The organism is Mesorhizobium sp. M0478 (genome assembly GCF_040321305.1).
GTDB lineage: Bacteria > Pseudomonadota > Alphaproteobacteria > Rhizobiales > Rhizobiaceae > Mesorhizobium.
In genome coordinates this window covers 14,566-31,458 of sequence record NZ_JAMYRH010000023.1, presented here as the reverse complement: position 1 = coordinate 31,458, position 16,893 = coordinate 14,566, and the positions used below count along the sequence as shown (strand labels likewise).

At 61.4% G+C, this 16,893-nt stretch carries 22 protein-coding genes and 1 pseudogene; 14 read left to right on the top strand and 9 right to left on the bottom strand.

Annotated elements, in window-relative coordinates:
* The 10 genes and pseudogenes from NKI64_RS31130 to NKI64_RS31085 all read left to right on the top strand — a co-directional run bounded on the left by NKI64_RS31130 (window position 1) and on the right by NKI64_RS31085 (window position 9,462).
* Window positions 1–1,062, top strand: a complete 1,062-nt coding sequence (locus tag NKI64_RS31130; RefSeq protein WP_352671926.1) for an ABC transporter ATP-binding protein — start codon at window positions 1–3, stop codon at window positions 1,060–1,062.
* Between the two features lie 35 nt (window positions 1,063–1,097).
* Entirely contained in the window at window positions 1,098–2,195 is a 1,098-nt protein-coding gene (locus NKI64_RS31125; protein ID WP_352671924.1) for a Gfo/Idh/MocA family protein, read from the top strand.
* Between the two features lie 26 nt (window positions 2,196–2,221).
* Window positions 2,222–3,136, top strand: a complete 915-nt coding sequence (locus NKI64_RS31120; RefSeq protein WP_023673174.1) for a sugar phosphate isomerase/epimerase family protein — start codon at window positions 2,222–2,224, stop codon at window positions 3,134–3,136.
* 55 nt (window positions 3,137–3,191) lie between these two features.
* Window positions 3,192–4,133 carry a sugar ABC transporter substrate-binding protein gene (locus NKI64_RS31115; protein ID WP_023673173.1) on the top strand — a complete coding sequence of 314 codons (942 nt, stop codon included), beginning with the start codon at window positions 3,192–3,194 and terminating at the stop codon, window positions 4,131–4,133.
* A gap of 61 nt (window positions 4,134–4,194) precedes the next feature.
* On the top strand, window positions 4,195–5,199 hold the full coding sequence (locus tag NKI64_RS31110; protein WP_050586906.1) for an ABC transporter permease: 1,005 nt from the start codon (window positions 4,195–4,197) through the stop codon (window positions 5,197–5,199).
* Entirely contained in the window at window positions 5,196–5,993 is a 798-nt protein-coding gene (locus NKI64_RS31105; protein ID WP_023689425.1) for an ATP-binding cassette domain-containing protein, read from the top strand. Before NKI64_RS31110 ends, NKI64_RS31105 begins: the two co-directional genes overlap by 4 nt.
* Window positions 5,987–7,162, top strand: a complete 1,176-nt coding sequence (locus NKI64_RS31100) for an aldose 1-epimerase family protein (RefSeq protein ID WP_023673170.1) — start codon at window positions 5,987–5,989, stop codon at window positions 7,160–7,162. Before NKI64_RS31105 ends, NKI64_RS31100 begins: the two co-directional genes overlap by 7 nt.
* 118 nt (window positions 7,163–7,280) lie before the next feature.
* Window positions 7,281–8,375 carry a fatty acid desaturase family protein gene (locus NKI64_RS31095; RefSeq protein ID WP_023685252.1) on the top strand — a complete coding sequence of 365 codons (1,095 nt, stop codon included), beginning with the start codon at window positions 7,281–7,283 and terminating at the stop codon, window positions 8,373–8,375.
* Between the two features lie 27 nt (window positions 8,376–8,402).
* A pseudogene (locus NKI64_RS31090) lies at window positions 8,403–8,695 on the top strand (Rieske 2Fe-2S domain-containing protein).
* A 599-nt stretch (window positions 8,696–9,294) separates the two neighbouring features.
* Entirely contained in the window at window positions 9,295–9,462 is a 168-nt protein-coding gene (locus NKI64_RS31085) for a hypothetical protein (RefSeq protein WP_155927361.1), read from the top strand.
* A gap of 253 nt (window positions 9,463–9,715) precedes the next feature.
* On the opposite strand, the gene NKI64_RS31080 is transcribed toward NKI64_RS31085, so the two are convergent.
* From NKI64_RS31080 to NKI64_RS31045, 8 genes are all read right to left on the bottom strand, one after another.
* Window positions 9,716–9,889 carry a DUF3606 domain-containing protein gene (locus NKI64_RS31080; RefSeq protein WP_023700486.1) on the bottom strand — a complete coding sequence of 58 codons (174 nt, stop codon included), beginning with the start codon at window positions 9,887–9,889 and terminating at the stop codon, window positions 9,716–9,718.
* Window positions 9,890–10,205: 316 nt separating this feature from the next.
* A complete protein-coding gene (locus tag NKI64_RS31075) occupies window positions 10,206–10,412 on the bottom strand; it encodes a hypothetical protein (protein WP_023673164.1) in 207 nt (68 codons plus the stop codon).
* A 203-nt stretch (window positions 10,413–10,615) separates the two neighbouring features.
* The gene (locus NKI64_RS31070) at window positions 10,616–11,008 is read right to left on the bottom strand and encodes a hypothetical protein (RefSeq protein ID WP_352671921.1); all 393 of its coding nucleotides are present in this window, start codon (window positions 11,006–11,008) and stop codon (window positions 10,616–10,618) included.
* Between the two features lie 87 nt (window positions 11,009–11,095).
* Window positions 11,096–11,452 carry a hypothetical protein gene (locus NKI64_RS31065; protein ID WP_023685250.1) on the bottom strand — a complete coding sequence of 119 codons (357 nt, stop codon included), beginning with the start codon at window positions 11,450–11,452 and terminating at the stop codon, window positions 11,096–11,098.
* A 333-nt stretch (window positions 11,453–11,785) separates the two neighbouring features.
* Window positions 11,786–12,160, bottom strand: a complete 375-nt coding sequence (locus NKI64_RS31060) for a DUF4142 domain-containing protein (protein WP_352671919.1) — start codon at window positions 12,158–12,160, stop codon at window positions 11,786–11,788.
* 459 nt (window positions 12,161–12,619) lie between these two features.
* Entirely contained in the window at window positions 12,620–12,847 is a 228-nt protein-coding gene (locus NKI64_RS31055; RefSeq protein ID WP_023673160.1) for a KTSC domain-containing protein, read from the bottom strand.
* A 41-nt stretch (window positions 12,848–12,888) separates the two neighbouring features.
* Entirely contained in the window at window positions 12,889–13,083 is a 195-nt protein-coding gene (locus NKI64_RS31050; protein WP_023673158.1) for a hypothetical protein, read from the bottom strand.
* A gap of 193 nt (window positions 13,084–13,276) precedes the next feature.
* Entirely contained in the window at window positions 13,277–13,462 is a 186-nt protein-coding gene (locus NKI64_RS31045; RefSeq protein WP_023700484.1) for a DUF3606 domain-containing protein, read from the bottom strand.
* Between the two features lie 126 nt (window positions 13,463–13,588).
* Between NKI64_RS31045 and NKI64_RS31040 the strand changes: the two genes are divergently transcribed.
* The 4 genes from NKI64_RS31040 to NKI64_RS31025 all read left to right on the top strand — a co-directional run bounded on the left by NKI64_RS31040 (window position 13,589) and on the right by NKI64_RS31025 (window position 16,030).
* Window positions 13,589–14,467: an ATP-dependent DNA ligase gene (locus NKI64_RS31040; protein WP_352462975.1), complete on the top strand. Its 879-nt coding sequence runs from the start codon at window positions 13,589–13,591 to the stop codon at window positions 14,465–14,467.
* Window positions 14,468–14,538: 71 nt separating this feature from the next.
* A complete protein-coding gene (locus tag NKI64_RS31035; RefSeq protein ID WP_023673151.1) occupies window positions 14,539–14,688 on the top strand; it encodes a hypothetical protein in 150 nt (49 codons plus the stop codon).
* A gap of 239 nt (window positions 14,689–14,927) precedes the next feature.
* The gene (locus tag NKI64_RS31030) at window positions 14,928–15,158 is read left to right on the top strand and encodes a DUF768 domain-containing protein (protein WP_023673149.1); all 231 of its coding nucleotides are present in this window, start codon (window positions 14,928–14,930) and stop codon (window positions 15,156–15,158) included.
* A gap of 209 nt (window positions 15,159–15,367) precedes the next feature.
* Complete coding sequence (locus NKI64_RS31025) at window positions 15,368–16,030, top strand: outer membrane protein (RefSeq protein ID WP_023673148.1); 663 nt, start codon at window positions 15,368–15,370, stop codon at window positions 16,028–16,030.
* 575 nt (window positions 16,031–16,605) lie between these two features.
* On the opposite strand, the gene NKI64_RS31020 is transcribed toward NKI64_RS31025, so the two are convergent.
* Window positions 16,606–16,797 (bottom strand): hypothetical protein, encoded by a 192-nt coding sequence (locus NKI64_RS31020; RefSeq protein WP_023673145.1) that lies wholly within the window; start codon window positions 16,795–16,797, stop codon window positions 16,606–16,608.
* Window positions 16,798–16,893 lie beyond the last annotated feature (96 nt).

Below are 16,893 nucleotides of genomic sequence, written 5' to 3'. Positions count from 1 at the left end.
ATGGCCGATATCGTCTTTCGCAATGTCAGCAAGCGTTACGGCACGACGCTCGCCGTCGACGACGCCTCGTTCACCGTCAATGACAACGAATTCTTCTGCTTGTTCGGGCCGCCGCTGGCGGGCAAATCGACAATCCTGCGCCTGGTGCTCGGGCTGGAGACGCCTGACGCCGGAGAGATCCTGATCGGCGGCAAACCGGTCAACACCGTCTCGCCGGCCGAGCGCAATGTCGCCATGGTGTTCCAGAACCTGGCGCTGTTCCCGCATATGAGCGCGCGCGAAAATGTGCGTTTCCCGCTGGTCGAGCGCAAGGTCGCCGAGGCCCAGATCGAAACGCGTGTCGCCGATGTGGCCGCCAAGCTCCACATCGGCCATATTCTGCACAAGCCGCCGGCGCAGCTTTCCGGTGGCGAGCGGCAACGCGTGGCGATAGCCCGCGCCCTGGTGCGCGACCCGAACGCCTATCTGATGGACGACCCGATCTCTGCGCTCGATGCGCGGCTGCGCGAGGAAACGCGCGTCGAGCTCAAGCGCATCCAGCGCGAACTCGGCAAGACGCTGATCTACGTCACCCATGACCAGGAAGAGGCGATGTCGATCGCCGACCGCATCGCGATTCTGGAGAATGGCAGGATCCGACAGATCGGCGCCCCGTCCGAGATCTACGACCGCCCGGCGAACACCTATGTGGCGCGACTGCTTGGTTCGCCGATGATGAACATCCTCAAATCCGTTCGCGGCGAAGATGGCCTCGAGGCCGCCGAAGGCACGGTCAGCATCGACGATCGCGCTGCTCCGGCCGACGCGATCGAAATCGGGCTGAGGCCGGAGGACATCAAGGTCGGGCCCTGGGTCGAAGGGGGCGCTGGCCGCCCGGCGCGCGTATTCGAGGTCGAGCCCCTTGGCGGCTACACGGTGGTAACGCTCGCCGCCGGAGAGGCGCGGCTGAAGGCGCTGCTGCGCGGCCAGCCCGACATCAGGCCGGATGCGGTGGTAGCGATATCCTGCGAGCCGGCCCGGGTGCATTATTTCGGGCAGGACGGAGGCGCGTTGGCGAGATGATCGCGGCTGCGAAAACAGAATTGCGGGAGGAAGACATGGCGAGCGAAGGCTTCGAGCCGGACGTGAAGGTCCGCACGAAAGAATACCGTATCGGCTGCATCGGCGCCGGCATGATCATGGCCGAATGCCATCTTGCCGCCTATGCGCAGGCCGGTTTCCCAGTCGTCGCCATCGCTTCGCGCACCAAGGCCAGTGCCGAGAAGGTAGCTGCACGCTGGAGCATTCCGACCGTCCACGACACACCGGAACAGCTGATCGAGGATTCCGAGGTCGAGATCGTCGACCTGGCGTTTCCGCCCGACCAGCAGCCGGCATTGATCCGCCATGCGCTGAAGCAGCCTCACATCAAGGCGATCCTGGCGCAGAAGCCGCTGGCGCTGTCGGTCGATGAAGCCGTGAAACTGCGCGACGAAGCCGCAAAGTCCGGCAAGATCCTCTCGGTCAACCAGAACATGCGCTACGACCAGTCGATGCGCGTGCTGAAGCAGATCATCGACAGCGGCGCGCTGGGCGACATCGTCTTTGCGCAGATCGACATGCATGCGATCCCGCACTGGCAGACCTTCCTTCAAGACTACGACCGGCTGACGCTGGCCAATATGAGCGTGCACCATCTCGACGTGCTGCGCTTCCTGTTCGGCGATCCCTCGGAAATCACCACCCTGACACGCAAGGACCCGCGCACGACATTCGAGCATAGCGACGGCATCACCGTCTCGACGCTGCGCTTTCCCTCCGGCGTGCTCGCCGTGTCGCTGGAGGATGTCTGGTCCGGACCGCGCCAGGAGGGCTATCTGGACGACCAGCACATCAACTGGCGCGTCGACGGCACCAAGGGTGTCGCCAAAGGCACGATCGGCTGGCCGAAAGGCGTGGCCTCGACGCTGACCTATGCCTCGACCGAGACGACCGGCGGCGAATGGGTCAGCCCGAGCTGGGACACGATGTGGTTCCCGCATGCCTTCATCGGCGTGATGGAGCAATTGCAGCATGCGGTGAAGACAGGCGCGCCGCCGGCATTATCGGTGGCCGACAACGTCAAGACGATGGCGCTGGTCGAAGCCGGCTATCGCTCGATCGACGAGGGCCGCACCGTCAAGCTTTCCGAAATCTCGATAAAATCAGCCAACTGAATCGCTTACAGGGAGGAGTTCACATCATGATGCAGGCAGGTATTTTCACGGGCTATTTCCCGTACGGGCTCGAAGAGACGGCAAAGAAGATCCGCGGGCTCGGTTTCAACACGGTGCAGCTCGACCTGCATTTCAGGGATATCGATCTGTCGGCCGGGCAGATCACTGAGGAAAAGGCCAAGCAGGTGCGCGACGTCTTCCGCGACAACAACCTGCCGATCTGCTGCGTGTCGGGCTACACCAACATTATCCACCCCGATAAAGTCGAGCGCGACAAGCGCGTCGGCTATCTCAAGGAAATCATCCGCAATGCGCGCGCCTTCGGCTCGCCCTACGTGATCTCGGAGACCGGCACCTACAACACCGAATCCGACTGGGTGCATCACCCCAAGAACAAGACCGAGGAAGGATTCGAGGAATGCCGCAAGGTGATCTCGGAGCTTGCCCAGACGGCTTACGACCATGGGGCGGTGTTCCTGCTCGAAACCTATGTCAACAATGTCGTCGGTTCGGTCGAGGAGACGGTGAAGATGTTCGCCCAGGTCGACCATCCGGGCCTCGGCCTGCTGATGGATCCGACCAACTATTTCGAAACCCACAACATCGACCGGATGGACCAGATCCTGAACCAGGTGTTCGATACGCTGACCGACAAGATCAAGATCGCGCATGCCAAGGACGTCAAGCGTTCGGGCAGCGACAAGTCGGAAAAGCATGCCGACATCGGCGACGAGGATGCGATGGAGAGCCACACGTTCCGCGGCGTCGGCGAGATCGAGCTGCCGGCGCCCGGGCTGGGCTCGCTGAATTACGATCTCTATCTCCAGCGGCTGGCGGAAAAGCACCCAAACATCCCGGTCATCATCGAGCATCTCTCGGAAGACGACGTGCCGCGCGCGAAGAAATTCCTCGACGGGAAGTTCCGCGCCAACGGGCTGTGAGCGCCGGTTGCGCCGCCGGCGCATGGCGGCGCAACTCCAACCAAGGGAGGAATGAATGTTGAAATTCGCATTGAAAGTGGCTGCCGCGGCAACGCTGGTAGCCGGGGTCTCCTTGAGCCTGCCGGCATTCGCGCAGGACGGCCAGAAGACCTTCTATCTGCTGTCGCATGGTGGCCCTTCGGACGCGTTCTGGATCGACTGGAATGCCGGCGCGACCAAGGCCTGCGACCAGCTCAAGGTGACCTGCAAGATCTCGTTCAGCGGCGGCGACATGGCGGCGCAGAAGGAGGCTTTCAACTCGGCGCTCGCCGCCAAGCCGGACGGCATCGCTACCACCTCGGCTCAGCCCGGCCTGTGGACGGAGGAGGTGAAGGCCGCCAAGGCCGCCGGCATACCGATCGTGTTCTTCAACACCGATGATCCGGCGACCGGGCGGCAGGCCTATGTCGGGGCCGACCTCAGGGAAGCGGGCGTCATCTGGGCCAAGTATCTCGTCGACCACAAGATGGTGAAGCAGGGTGACAAGGTGTTCCTGCCGGTCGAAGTGCCGGGCGCCAGCTACCAGCAGCTCGAGACCGAGGGCATCGCCAGCGTCTTCGATCCGCTCGGCATCAAGTACGACGTGGTCGATTGCGGCACCGACCCGGCCGGCATCATCGCCAAGATGACCGACTACATGGTCGCCAACAATCCGCCGGCAATCATTGCACTGGGCGATTCCGTGGCAGCAAGCATCAAACGCGTCTTCGACGGGGCCGGTGTGTCGGCCGGCAAGGTCCCGGTCGTCGGCTGGGGCAACTCAAAGGAGACGGCCGAGGCGGTCAAGTCCGGCTTCGTCAATGCTGCGGCCTGGCAGTACCCGTCGGCGCAGGGCTTCATGCCGGTGGCGCTGCTCGGGCTTGCGGCCTCTGGCGAGCCGGTCGGCTACGACATTCACACATTCAGCCTCTACGACGCCTCGAGCGTCGAGCCGATCCTGAAACTCTACAACAAGTGACGACAATCGGCGCCCGCACCGAAATGGCGGGCGCCGGACGAAACGCATGGTCCTGACAGATATGGCAATCACAGCAGACGACGACACGCAGCGAGCGAAGGGCAGGTCTGCGCTGCTGCGTTCGCCGCAATTCTCCTCGCTCATCATCCTCATCGTGCTGCTCGTGGTTTTCGCCATCGCCGACGGCAACTTCCTGTCGCCGCTCAACATATCCAACATGATGGCGTTCCTGCCCGAGCTCGGCATCATCGCTCTCGGCATGACGCTGCTGCTGACGGCGGGCGAGTTCGATCTGTCGGTCGGCGCCGTGTTCGGCCTTGCGCCCGTCGTGGTGATGCTGCTGGTGCAGAATGGCGGTATCGACATCGGCGTCGCCCTCCTGGCCGGGCTTGTGCTGTGCATCGCGATCGGCGCCATCAACGGGCTGATCGTCACCAAGATCGGCATTTCCTCGTTCCTGGTCACGCTGTCGATGCTGCTCGTCGTGCGCGGCGCGGCGCTCTACATCACGCAGGGATTCCCCCTGAAGTCGTGGGACCAGCCCGGCTTCTTCGTCACGCTGCTTGCCGGCAGCTTCAATGTAGGCTCGTTCCGGTTCTACACCTCGCTCTGGTGGTTCATCGGCCTGTCGCTGCTGGCGATTTACATCCTGCGCTACGCCAAGCTCGGCAACTGGATCAGCGCCATCGGCAGCAACCGCAACGCAGCGGTGGCGCGCGGCGTGCCGGCCGACGCGGTCAAGATCTGGCTGTTCATCCTGACCTCGGTGGTGGCCGGGCTGGCCGGCATGATCAGCGCGTTCCGGATTTCGGCCGCCTCGCCGGTGGCCGGCACCGGCTACGAACTCGAAGTGATCGCCATGGTGGTGGTCGGCGGCACGGCGCTCACCGGCGGGCGCGGCACCATCCTCGGCACCATCGTCGGCGCGCTGATGCTGCGCGCCATCCGCAACGGCATCGTGCTGATCGGCGTGCCGGGCTTGGCATACAACATCTTCGTCGGCGTCATCATCCTCGCCATGCTCATCCTGCACGCTTTGCTGCAGAAGAACGCCGCAAGGAGCTGACGATGGAAGTGCTGCGTCTGCAAGACCTGCAAAAGTCCTTCGGCAACGTGCGTGCGCTGAAGAACGCCTCGTTCACCCTCAACGAAGGCGAGGTGGTTGCCCTGCTCGGCGACAATGGCGCCGGCAAGTCAACGCTGATCAAAGCGATCTCCGGCGTCTTCCCGGCCGACCACGGCGACATCTTCGTGCGCGGCGAGAAGGCATCGATCCGCTCGACGCGCGACGCGATGGACCTCGGCATCGAGACCATCCATCAGGACACATCGCTCGCGCCGGACCTCAGCATCGCGCGCAATCTTTTCCTGGGCCGGGAGCCGGTCAATTTCGGCTGGCTCGGCGTGTTCGCGCCGCTCGATCTCGCCAAGCTTCGCAACGCCGCCTCGGCGCTGCTGAAGCGGGTCGGCATTTCGAAAAAGCTCGATGCCGATGCACTGGTGAGCACGCTCTCGGGCGGTGAGCGGCAATCGATCGCGATCTCGCGCGCCATGCAGTTCGCCGCCAAGGTGATCATACTCGACGAGCCGACCAACAATCTTGGCGTCGAGGAAACCCACGGCGTGCTGCGCTTCGTCAAGGAGGTGCGCGACGCCGGCCACTCGGTGCTGCTCATCACCCACAACATCCACCACGTGTTCCAGGTCGCCGACCGCATCATCGTCATGCGCCGCGGCGAAATCGTCGCGGAACAGACGGTCGCCGACACCGACCTGTTGACGGTGGAAAGCATCATCACCGGCGCCGACATGTCGGCCTTGCTCAAGGAGGCGGGCAAAGTGAAGGACGTCGCATGGTAGAGCTTTACGGCAAGACGCTGTCGCGAAGGCAGGTGGCCGAGCGGTCCGGCATGCTGTCGCAGTTTGCCGGTGTGCGGCTTATGACGCTCGGCGACGGCGTGGAGCGCGGCATCCGGATGCTCGAGTTCCGCACCGGCTCCGGCCTGCGCTTCACGGCGCTGGTCGACCGGGCGCTTGATATCGCCGATTGCGACTTCCGGGGCCAGGCGATCGGCTGGCATTCGCCGAGCGGCTTTCGCCACCCCGGACTGCACGAGCATGAAGGGGAGGACGGTTTCGCCTTTGGCCGGTCGTTCTCGGGGCTGCTCGTCACCTGCGGCCTCGATCATATACTGGGCCGGCAAGACGTGCCGGCCGAAAGCTACAATTATCCCGGGCGCAAGCGGGTATTGCACTCGCTGCATGGCCGCATCGGCACCGTGCCGGCGCGGCTGACCGGCTACGGCGAGGCCTGGGACGGCGACCGCTGCGTGCTGTGGGCGGAAGGCATCGTCCAGCAGGCAACCGTGTTCGGCGAGGATCTCCATTTGCTGCGCCGCATCGAGGCCGATGTCGGCGGCAGCGAGATCCGCCTGTCGGACCGCGTCGTCAATCACGGTTTCAGCCGCACGCCGCATATGTATTTCTATCACGTCAATGTCAGCCATCCCTTGCTCGACGAGGGTTCGCGCTACCTGGCGCCGATCCGGGATGTCGTCTGGGCGGCGCACGCCGGCGAACGCTACGAGGCGCAGAAAGTCGGCTACCGAACCGTGCCGGCGCCGCAGCTGGGGTTCAGCGAGCAGGTCTGGGAGCACGAGCTTGGCTCCGATGCGGCGGGCGAGGTGCCGGTGGCCGTCGTCAATGACCACCTGGGCCTCGGCTTCGAGGTCGTTACCCGCAAGGATCAGCTGCCCTGCACCTATCAGTGGCAGAACTTCCAGGCCGGCCTATATGCGTTGGGAATCGAACCTTCGACGCATCATGTTCTGGGCAATCTCGCCGCGCGCGAACGGGGCGAGATGATCTGGCTGGACCATGGCGAAAGCCGCTCCTATGACGCCGTGTTCCGGGTGCTCGACGGTGCCGGCCAGATCGCCCAAGCGGAAGCGAGGATAGGGTCGATCGCCCGGCAGCCGCAACAGGATTACCCTGCGCCGTCGGGCGCTTTTGCGAGACTGCAGGCGTGACCGGCTTGAAACGCACGATCGGTTGCCGCGGCGGGCGGGAAGTGCGCCGGAATACGGAAGCAGGCGCGGCCCGGCCGGCCCCAGGCGGCCCTTGCGGAGCGCAGGCGGGAAAGCGGAGATGACGATGACGGCAAGCAGGAAGCGCGACTACAGCCTGGTCGGTGAAAGCACCAAGCGCGCCATTGAGACCGGATTGGCTTCGGCCGAGTGGTATCACACCGATGTCCCGCGCAAGGCGATCAAGGAGTTGATGCAACGCTCCGACGGGCCGGCGATCCGCGACACGATCATCTGGGTCGCCGCGATCCTGGTGTCGGCCGCCGGCATCGTATGGTTCTGGGCCACGTGGTGGGTGGTGCCGTTCCTGTTCGTCTATGGCGTGCTTTACGGCTCGTCCAGCGACTCGCGCTGGCACGAATGCGGCCACGGTACCGCGTTCCGGACGCGCTGGATGAACGATGTCGTCTACCAGATCTCAAGCTTCATGCTGATGCGCAACCCCGTGCAATGGCGCTGGAGCCATGCCCGCCATCACACCGATACCATCATCGTCGGCCGCGATGCCGAAATCGCCGTCATGCGCCCCCCAGATCTGCTGCGGGCGGCGCTCGCCTTCACCGGTATTCTCGATTTCCGCTATTCGCTGCCGGCGCTGGTGCGCCAGGCGTTCGGCAAGCTGTCCGATGAAGAGAAGAGCTATATCCCCGAGATGGAGCAGCACAAGGCGGTGATCGCTGCGCGCTGGCATGTCGCCATCTATGCGGCGACAGTCGGGCTGGCGCTGTTCACGTGGTCGCTGCTGCCGCTGGTGCTGATCGGCCTGCCGCGCCTCTATGGCAGCTGGCACATGGTGCTGACAGGGTTGCTGCAGCATATCGGCCTGGCCGACAACGTGGTCGACCATCGGCTGAACACCCGCACCGTCTACATGAACCCGGTCAGCCGCTTCATCTACTGGAACATGAATTATCACGTCGAACACCACATGTTCCCGATGGTGCCCTATCATGCGCTGCCGAGGCTGCACGAGCTGATCAAGCACGACCTGCCGGTAGCGAACCCGTCGATGTGGCATGCCTATCGCGAGGTCTGGCCGGTGCTGCTGAAGCAGCTGCGGTACGAGGATTTTTATCTCAAGCGCGAATTGCCGCCGACAGCCAGACCCTATCGCGGCGAATTTCACCAGGTGGATATGTCGGCGGCGGCTGAATAGCCATAGCGGATGGTGCGGGAGCCGGAGATGGCCGACTGGATTGAAGCGTGCGCGGTCGATGACATCGAGGAAGAGGATGTCATCTGCTTCGATCCTCGCGGTTTGCCGCTCGCCCGATGACGAGCTCTTCGCCACCGACGGATATTGGACCCATGAGAAGGCGCATCTAGCCGAAGGGCTGGTGATCGACGACGTCATCGAATGCCTTGAAGCACATTGGCCGCTCTGCGACCGGCCAGGTCAAGGGCGCGCCGGTCTGCGTCAAGCTCGCGATCTATCCGATGAGAATCGAGGCCGGCAAGGTGATGATCCAGATCTGACGCGTGGTAACCGGTCCAGCACCGCGTTTAGCAAACTCAGAGTGACGTTTTCCTGAGCCGAAAGAGACAGACCGTCGCCGACGGGCGCGCCATGGAGGGTAAGCGCCAGCTGACCATGCTGCGCGTGCTGGTCATGGACGTGGCCGAGGGCCGCCGACCGGGCTGAGGTCGATCGTCTCGATGCCGCCGGAGTTGTGCTGAACCCTAGATCGCGATGCGGCCCCCAGCCTGTTCACCGTGCCGGGCTAGAATTTCTTCGAGATCGGCACCGCCGACTGTTTTCTAAGTTGGGCTTTCCGGCTCCACAAGACGGGCACCGACGCCGTCATTGCAGCGCCGGCTATGCCACGGTCACCGTGCCCAGACATATGTGCTTGGCCCTTTGACCCTGATCGACGAGGTCCTGATTCACTGCTGCTTCTGCGAGGTCCTGATTCACTGCTGCTTCTGCTGATCAGCTTTGAGGTGCTGATTGTGCGGTTTGATCTGGCAGCGTTGATACTGGGCGCTACCGCGATCGAAGCGGAAGGACAGCGCCTACCGCAGCGGCAAAACGACCGCCTGAACAAGATCAGTGTGAGGGAAGGAGATGGAATTTATTGGTGCGCAGCGAGCGCGGCAAAGCTGCGCAGGTGATCGTGGCTGGAAAGCGTCGCTACAAAGGCTGTGCGTTGTCAGTTTGGAAGCCGACACGCGTCCGGCAGACGACGGTGATCTCGCTGGCTGACTGCGGCGCGGGATTATTATTGAACGACGGCAGGAAGTAGGCTCGGTGCCACGCCGTGCGTCCAGGACTCGGGTTGGAGTGGATTATGGTTCGGGGTGACCATAGCCGATCTGCGCAGCCTCGAACCTCCAGCGCTTGCCGCATGTTGGGCAGGGGTACAATTTTCACTTTCACGCTCGACCTGCTCCGCGTGTGCGTCAGGATGATGCTACACTCAAATTCTCACCACGGCTCAAGGTTCTCCTCGGCAGCGAGGCTTCATGCCGTAAGCGAGCCGCCCCGGGAAACTGATTTCAATTCCTTCGCAGCCGCAACGAGGCGCGGTCATTCCCGGCGGCTTTGATGAGCTCCATCACCTGCTCAGGCGTGATGCCGTTCTGCTGGGCAAAATGGAAGAGTTCGTTGCGTTCGTTGGACGAGACCCGGTTCCTGTCGCGAAAATCACGCTCGGTTTTGTTGTCCGTCATCATCTTCTCCTTTCAACCTCAATTCGCCGGCCCGAACCGCCCGCTGGAGCAAAACCCGAGACCGCCCAACGCGGAGGCTGATCGAGCCTCGCTAGGGCTGCTGCGAGTAGACGAAAGCTCCAACTGGCGAAAGCTGGGGGAGCTTGTCCAACGCCGGGGTGGGCTCGGTGCACGCCGTGGCATCGCTTCGGCGACTTTAACCACCCGCCCAGAACACGGATGGGAGCAGCCTCGGAAAGATCCGCCCACCAGGCAATGAAGCTACGCGAACACCGAGTTCCTCGTCCTGTAGCATCAGCAGACGCTCGTGGATGTCTTACCCGGCATTCTCGCCGGAATGATCGAAGTGGATGGCGAGGCCAAAGGCGAGCGCTCGCTCGGCGATCATATTGACAAGATGGCTTTCGCCGATCGACAGCGCCGGAACGGCCTCTTTCAACGCCTCGAGAGCGTGCCGTATCGACAAAAGACCCCGCCGCTTGCGGCTGCTCACATATTGATCGATCAGGGATTCCAGTGGCATCTGCCTGCCTCCGCTTCGGACAGGATCTCGTAGCGTGGCTGCGGAGCAACAGCATTCACATTGGTTAAGAGATGGCGGCGAACGCCATCATGCATGCCGCCAAAAACAGACGGCGGTGGGGCTGGCTGATTTACCCCGGGTTGGAGCGCTACCCTCGGGTAAGCATGGCACGACCGTCGCGCCGGGTTCGGACATTTTCGGTGCTACTGCTCCGGTACCGCGGAGGTTTGTGGATGGTTGCGTGCCGCCTCGGCGATTTCCGGAATGAATTTCGTCGCGGTGCAGCTTCGGTTTACATTGGCGCGGGCGGTAAATACCTCTTGCCCGCAGACTTGCGAAGCGAGCGCGATCGGCACGTGCACCGCCAGTGGCAACTCGGTCTCAGCCACTCCCAGATGTCTTGCAACCTGTTGCTTCACCTCCGGCCGGCCGAGCGAGACGTCAACGCCGACATCATCCTTGGCGGTCGGCGACGATCCTTGCGCCGGCAGTCGACCCTGCTTGGCTGTTTGCGACGAGTCGCCGGATTGCTGCGCGGCCTGACTTGTCTGCGCAGATGCCTCGACGCCCAAAGTCAGCGAGGCCGCCAGTCCCAAAAAAGCCCGGAGCCCCAAAGACGCAACCCGAAGTCCGAATGTGCTCATTGTCATGTTCCTCACCGTGCGGGGTTCAACCTGGCGCGCTCAGAGTTCGGTGTTGCTTCGGCCTCTTTCGAAGACAGGGATGTCTTCCTCCTCCTCATCATTGTCACCGGTTGGTATGTCCTCGGCGTAGCTGCGGGTCAGTTCCTCGGTTTCGCTTAAGCCGTCGATCGTCTCATTGGCGCCTGCCCCTTCATCATGACGACCGGTAATTTCGCTGCGGGGCCTTGCGCCGATCGGCTGGTCGACATCGTCGGCTCCCCCGAAACCTGGCTCCGCGCCGTGCCTGTCTTCGTGGCCCACGGGGCTGTCCAACACGGCGGCATCCTCCGGGCGAATGGGTTCATCATTGGCGAAGTCACTTCGTCTCGAATGCGAGGTCTCGTTTTGCTTTGGCATGTCAGGTCTCCTGTTCGTTTGGCAAATTCGACGACGCTGGTGCTTGCACGCCGGACTACCTGAGCGACGCACCCTTTAGAGCCTGCATCGACGACCGCTTGAAGGTTGCAGCGTCCCTGGGGGCGGAGGCAGTGCCAGAGGGTTGGCACAGACTCCACAGCAACGCGAAGAACCAACGTCGTGGCCAGATCCACTCAGCCCTGAGAACCGCTCTTGCTCAGTTGCTGGGCATGTTTGAAATGCTGCCGGATGAGCCGGCGCGGTCTTTTTCGCATGGGCCGCCAAATGATTTTCCTGACCGTTTTCCGCATAGGAGGTCATCAGCGTCAGGGCTTACTGGTGCGCTGCAACCTGGGCGTCGACGTAGGCGTTATCGAACGCCCCGCTGCTGTCGTTGCTCAATGCTTCCAATTGGGCAGCATGCTTGCTTGTCATCTCCGGTGCCACTGCGACGTCGTCCTTCTTTGCCGCCGCAATGAGCCGCTTGGAAGAATTCGTGTGGTCCTTGATCATCATGCGAGCGAATTCCTTCACTCGTGATGTCTTCGATTTCCGCAGCGCCAACTCACTCGACTGGATCTCGAACATGTCTGAACTCGCAGCTGCTTTGACAAATTCCTGCGGGGACGTCGTCGCGGTCTGAGCCATTGCCCCCGGGCTGATGAGACCGATGGCGATCGCAGCCAAAAGCACTTTGACGAAATACATGTTGTGCTCCCAACACGGCCGAGCTGCCGTTGTTCCCCTTTTTGTGACAATAAATACCGGGCGGCAGGCGTAGACCCCGAATGGCTCCTGCTCAGCGCTTTGATCATAGATCCGGCCGTATTGCAGGACCGGTGACTGCGCGGAGCTCAGCGCGGTTCTCCGACAAGGCACTATGATCGCAGAGCAGCCGACCGACTTCGTAAGCCCAGTGGATGCGCAGGAGTGCGCTGTTTGCCGACCCGTCGCCGTGGGTCACGCGTCGTGGCAGACCTGTCCGACAGGTCCATGAAAACTTCTGCAAAACTGCGATGATGATGGGCAAATAGGCCCAGCACCTAGCTTAGTATAATACGCGCCCGCTGGCCCGGCCGGCCGGCTTTTCGTTTGCCCTCGGAACCTGGTCAATTCGCACAGTTGCTCCCCTGCGATGGCGCGGGCCGCCTCGAATCTGAAATTCTGTCAATCGCCCGATGCGGCTGCTGCCCTCCCTGCCGCGAGCCGGAATGCATAACGATTGCGGATGTGGCTGTTAAAATAGACGCCCTTGGCAAAGGCAGCTTTGAACGCGGCAACGGCCTCAGCAGGTACGTCCAAAAACTCGTAATGCTTCCCGCTCGCTACAAACCAAACCGAGAGAACCCTGGTGTTCGGGTCATAGTCGAACTTGCGTATCGAAGTCGACGGCATGGTATGCCATCCAAACTCAGCTAGCCGGGTTGGATCGCCAGCTACAGGCTGAAACAGTATTCGAAGACGTGCCCGCGCTTCTCGTCGGCAACCCTGATCCAAATGGGTTCGCTGGTGCGCAGGGTGACGTCGCGCTCCGTCGCTTCCCGCGCCGCCCTGATCGGCGTTGTCGCGTGCACGATGTGGGTAGCCGTCACGGTATCGCCATCCATTTCCTCAACGTGGTATTTCGGCACTTGTGTTCCTAAGCGTCTAGTTCGAGAGGCTGATCGTGATCCGGATCGGCATGATAAGCGACCTGGCGAAAATCGCGCATATCGATCTGTTGCCCGCAAACAGGGCAAGGGAGGAAATGCGCGAGTTCGCTCGCGGGCGGGCCTTCATGTCGGTGCCCAGTTATTGGTCTGCCGAGATCCGATAGCCTGGTCATTATTTCCGCAGAGCCTTCGCTTCGCGCTCCAGCGTTTCGCGTTGGTTGCCGTGCTTCGCGATCAATTCCTTGACCTGCTGCGGGGTGATCCCGGCCTTGGCTGCGAAATACTCGACTTCATAATCCTCATCGGCCGAGACCCGGTCCCGATCGCGAAAGTCCCGCTTGCTCTTGTCGTCGGCCATATCGATTCCTCCTTCGCTCATCCCGCAACGCCGAGTTGACGTGTTTGTTGCACCCAAGAGGCTGATTTCCGGTTTCGGAACTATTTTAGCTCAAATTTATTGAATCGCCGGAGGGCGGATCAGTGCATGCGTTTGAAGTTCATCGAGCCGTTGATGCCGACCCTTGTGGAGAACCCTCCCGAGGGTGAAGGCTGGACCCACGAGGTCAAGTTCGACGGCTACCGATCGCAGATGATCATCGATGAAGACGGCACACGCATTTATACGCGCAACGGCCACGACTGGACTGCGAAATATCGCGACCTGGTGGGGGAGGCAAAGAGTCTTGGTGCCGAAAGCGCGATTGTCGACGGTGAGATCATCGTCTTGAACGAAGCTGGCCTTTCGGACTTCGGCGATCTGCGCAAAGCGATCACCCGCCGACAGCAAGACCTCTATTTCGTCGCCTTCGATCTATTGCACCTCAATGGGCACGATCTGCGCGACATGGCGCTTGAGGTGCGGCGCGAGATCCTGGCCAGCATGATCAAGCCCGGGCGGCGTATTCAGTTCAGCGAGCCTCTGCCCGGCGAAGCCAAGGCGATCCTTCACTTGCTCGACCAAGCCGGACTTGAAGGCATGGTGTCGAAGCGGAAGGACAGCAAATACCGCAGCGGTCCGTCAGCCAACTGGCTGAAGGCCAAGTGCTATGCGATCGACGAGTTCGATCTGCTCGGCGTCGAGCGTGAAGCGGGCAAGCCGGCTTTCGCTCTCATGGCCGAGCGGGGCACAGGGCGCTATGTCGGCAGCGCGTTCGTCACCTTGAACCGGGAAATGCGCGAGAGGCTATGGAAACGCGTCCAAGAGCACCCAGGCACGGCGCCCAAGGGCGTCATGAAGCGGCCTGCGACGCAATGGGTCAAGCCGGGGCTGATCGGCCGCGTAAAGCACCTGCGCGGCGAGGATGACCTGCGCCACGCCTCACTGCAGGACTTCCGAGAGGATGACACAGATGGCCGTGGCTAGGAAAGATCAGGAGCGCGCCACCTACGCCTGGATGTACGCCCAAGCGAGCAAGGATGGCAAGGAGACGTGCGGTGCCAGCCTACTGGGGAGAGCATGCCGACGCGTGGCTGCAGGGCTTTGACGGTGAGCCGGTGGCCGCCTTCGGCAAGACCAAGACTGTCAACGACGAAATGGAAGCCGAGGTCGACGAAGCTGCCGTCGAGCGCCCTGCTGGAACCTAAGCGCTGGATCGAGCTTAGGCTTCATGAGCACACGCGGCGTCAAGTCTCGATCGCTGGATCGGCAACAATTTCCCCGAAACGGCTAAAACCGACGCCGTTTCGGTAAGTGAGTACATACACAAATTGTATGCCGACGCTAAAGCCTTGACGATCGAGCGCGAAGAGATCGACGAAGAGGTTGATAGCCTATATCGGACGCTGGTCGATGCCGTCGTGCACTTTGCCCCAGGTGTTTCCGAATGAGCAAGCCGGCCGTCCTATTTTTGAACCAATGGATAAAAAAACACGATCTATCCGACGCCGGTGCGCCGAAAGAGCGAGCGGAGATCGAGCAGCTCGCAAAGCGCCTAATCGCCGACGCAGAGGCTGAGGGGATTGCGGAAAGCGAGCTGACCGAGGCGTTCGACGACAAGGAGGTCGACAGCCTTTATCGTACCCTCCTCGATGTTAATTCTGGGATACCGGAATGAGTGTTCCCGGCCTGAAGGTTCCGGACAGTTTGGGTGGCCGAGCAGTTGCCCACTGTGGCGAGGGGCGATCCGATCGCCACCAGCGAGTTGGCATAAGGTTCTCATGTAAGTGCGGGCGGCCGATTTGAATTCGGCCAACTGTGGCAGAAAAACAACTGCATCAATCGGCGCGCTCTGCTACCAAAAAGGTTAGTTACAGGAGATCACCTATGAAGAAGCTGCTTCTTGGTCTGTCGTTGTCTCTGCTGGCTTCGTCGGCGTATGCTGCCGATGCCATCGTTGCAGAAGCCGCGCCGGTCTTTAGCTGGACGGGTGGGTATGTCGGCCTACAGGCAGGCTATGCTTGGGGGAATGGCAACATAGACGAAATCGGTGGGCCGGGCTTTGTCGACACAGATCCCGACGGGTTCCTTGGTGGCGTCTACGCCGGTTACAACTATCAGATGTCCAATAACATTGTGATTGGCGCGGAGCTGGACGTCGTATATGCGAATGTTGATGGCAGCGGCCAAGTCTTCAGCGCTCCTGGTATCCCGATCCCGGGCGGCATCGCCACCGAAGAACTCAACTGGAGTGCGGCGGCAAGACTGCGCCTAGGATATGCCGTTGATCGCTTTCTTCCTTATATTGCGGGTGGCGTTGCGTTTGGCGATGTCGACATAAGTAATAATGGAGGCGGACCTTCGTTCGGAGATACATTCACAGGATGGACGATAGGCGTGGGCTTGGATTATGCCATGACCGACAATCTGCTGCTGCGAGGCGAGTATCGCTATACCGACTTCGGTACAGAATCCTTTGGTGGTCTGGTCAATGCCGACGTTGATCTGAAGACCAACGAGGTTCGCTTCGGCATCGCCTACAAGTTCTAATCCCTGATGTCATAATAGCCTGTCGCTCACCGCGACGGGCTTTTTTGTGCAAGAACCGTTTGCGGCGATCCCCTCAACGGAGTTCGCTACCATGGTCAAGACGAAAACCCCTCACAACACGTTTCGCAGGAACAGCTCGCCCGCTTCAAGATCGAGGCGGAACGGCTGCACAAGGCAATCGTCGGCCCGATTGTCGCCGATCTGCGACAATCACCAGGCCGTGCAGGATCCGCATGAAGTGCTGCTCAAGAACGTGAACAATCACCGACAGGGATGCGCTATCCGATGGCCTCTTACAGGTCCGGCGTCGCTGCCTAGTGCTGGATAGGTGGAGTCCCGAGACCGGGGAAGGGCAGCACGTTGCCGCCCGTCCCCCGCCGGCGGCGCAGTTCAACCTCTCGATAGACGAGGATGCCCATCACCATTTCCGCGCTGGCGATTTCCGATCTCGATGGCAACGACTTGAGCTATTGGTGCAGTTGTCGCGTTTCCATGGTCGCAATGTGGCCGGCGATGGCTTCGATGCTATCGCCCAAATTCGCCAGTAACCCTGCGGACCTCTGCATAGGCTTGCTCTACAGCCGCGAAAACGTGTTGAGATGCAGACGCGACCTTTGGCCTTCTGCAAAGGCCACGGCATAGGATTCGAGCTTGAATGATCGGGTGAGTTCCTGGTCTTCCTCGATCACGCGGACAAACCACTCGCCACAGGGTTTGCCAACTTCGACACAAGGGCGTGCTTTGCGAATTGGAATTATGTCAGCCATGGCGTTGCCTCCCAGCAAATCAGGCCAAGCGGAGATTAACGTCGTAAGCGGCCTACAACAAGAAAAGATTGGGCAGCAATACGAAGCTGAGGTGTG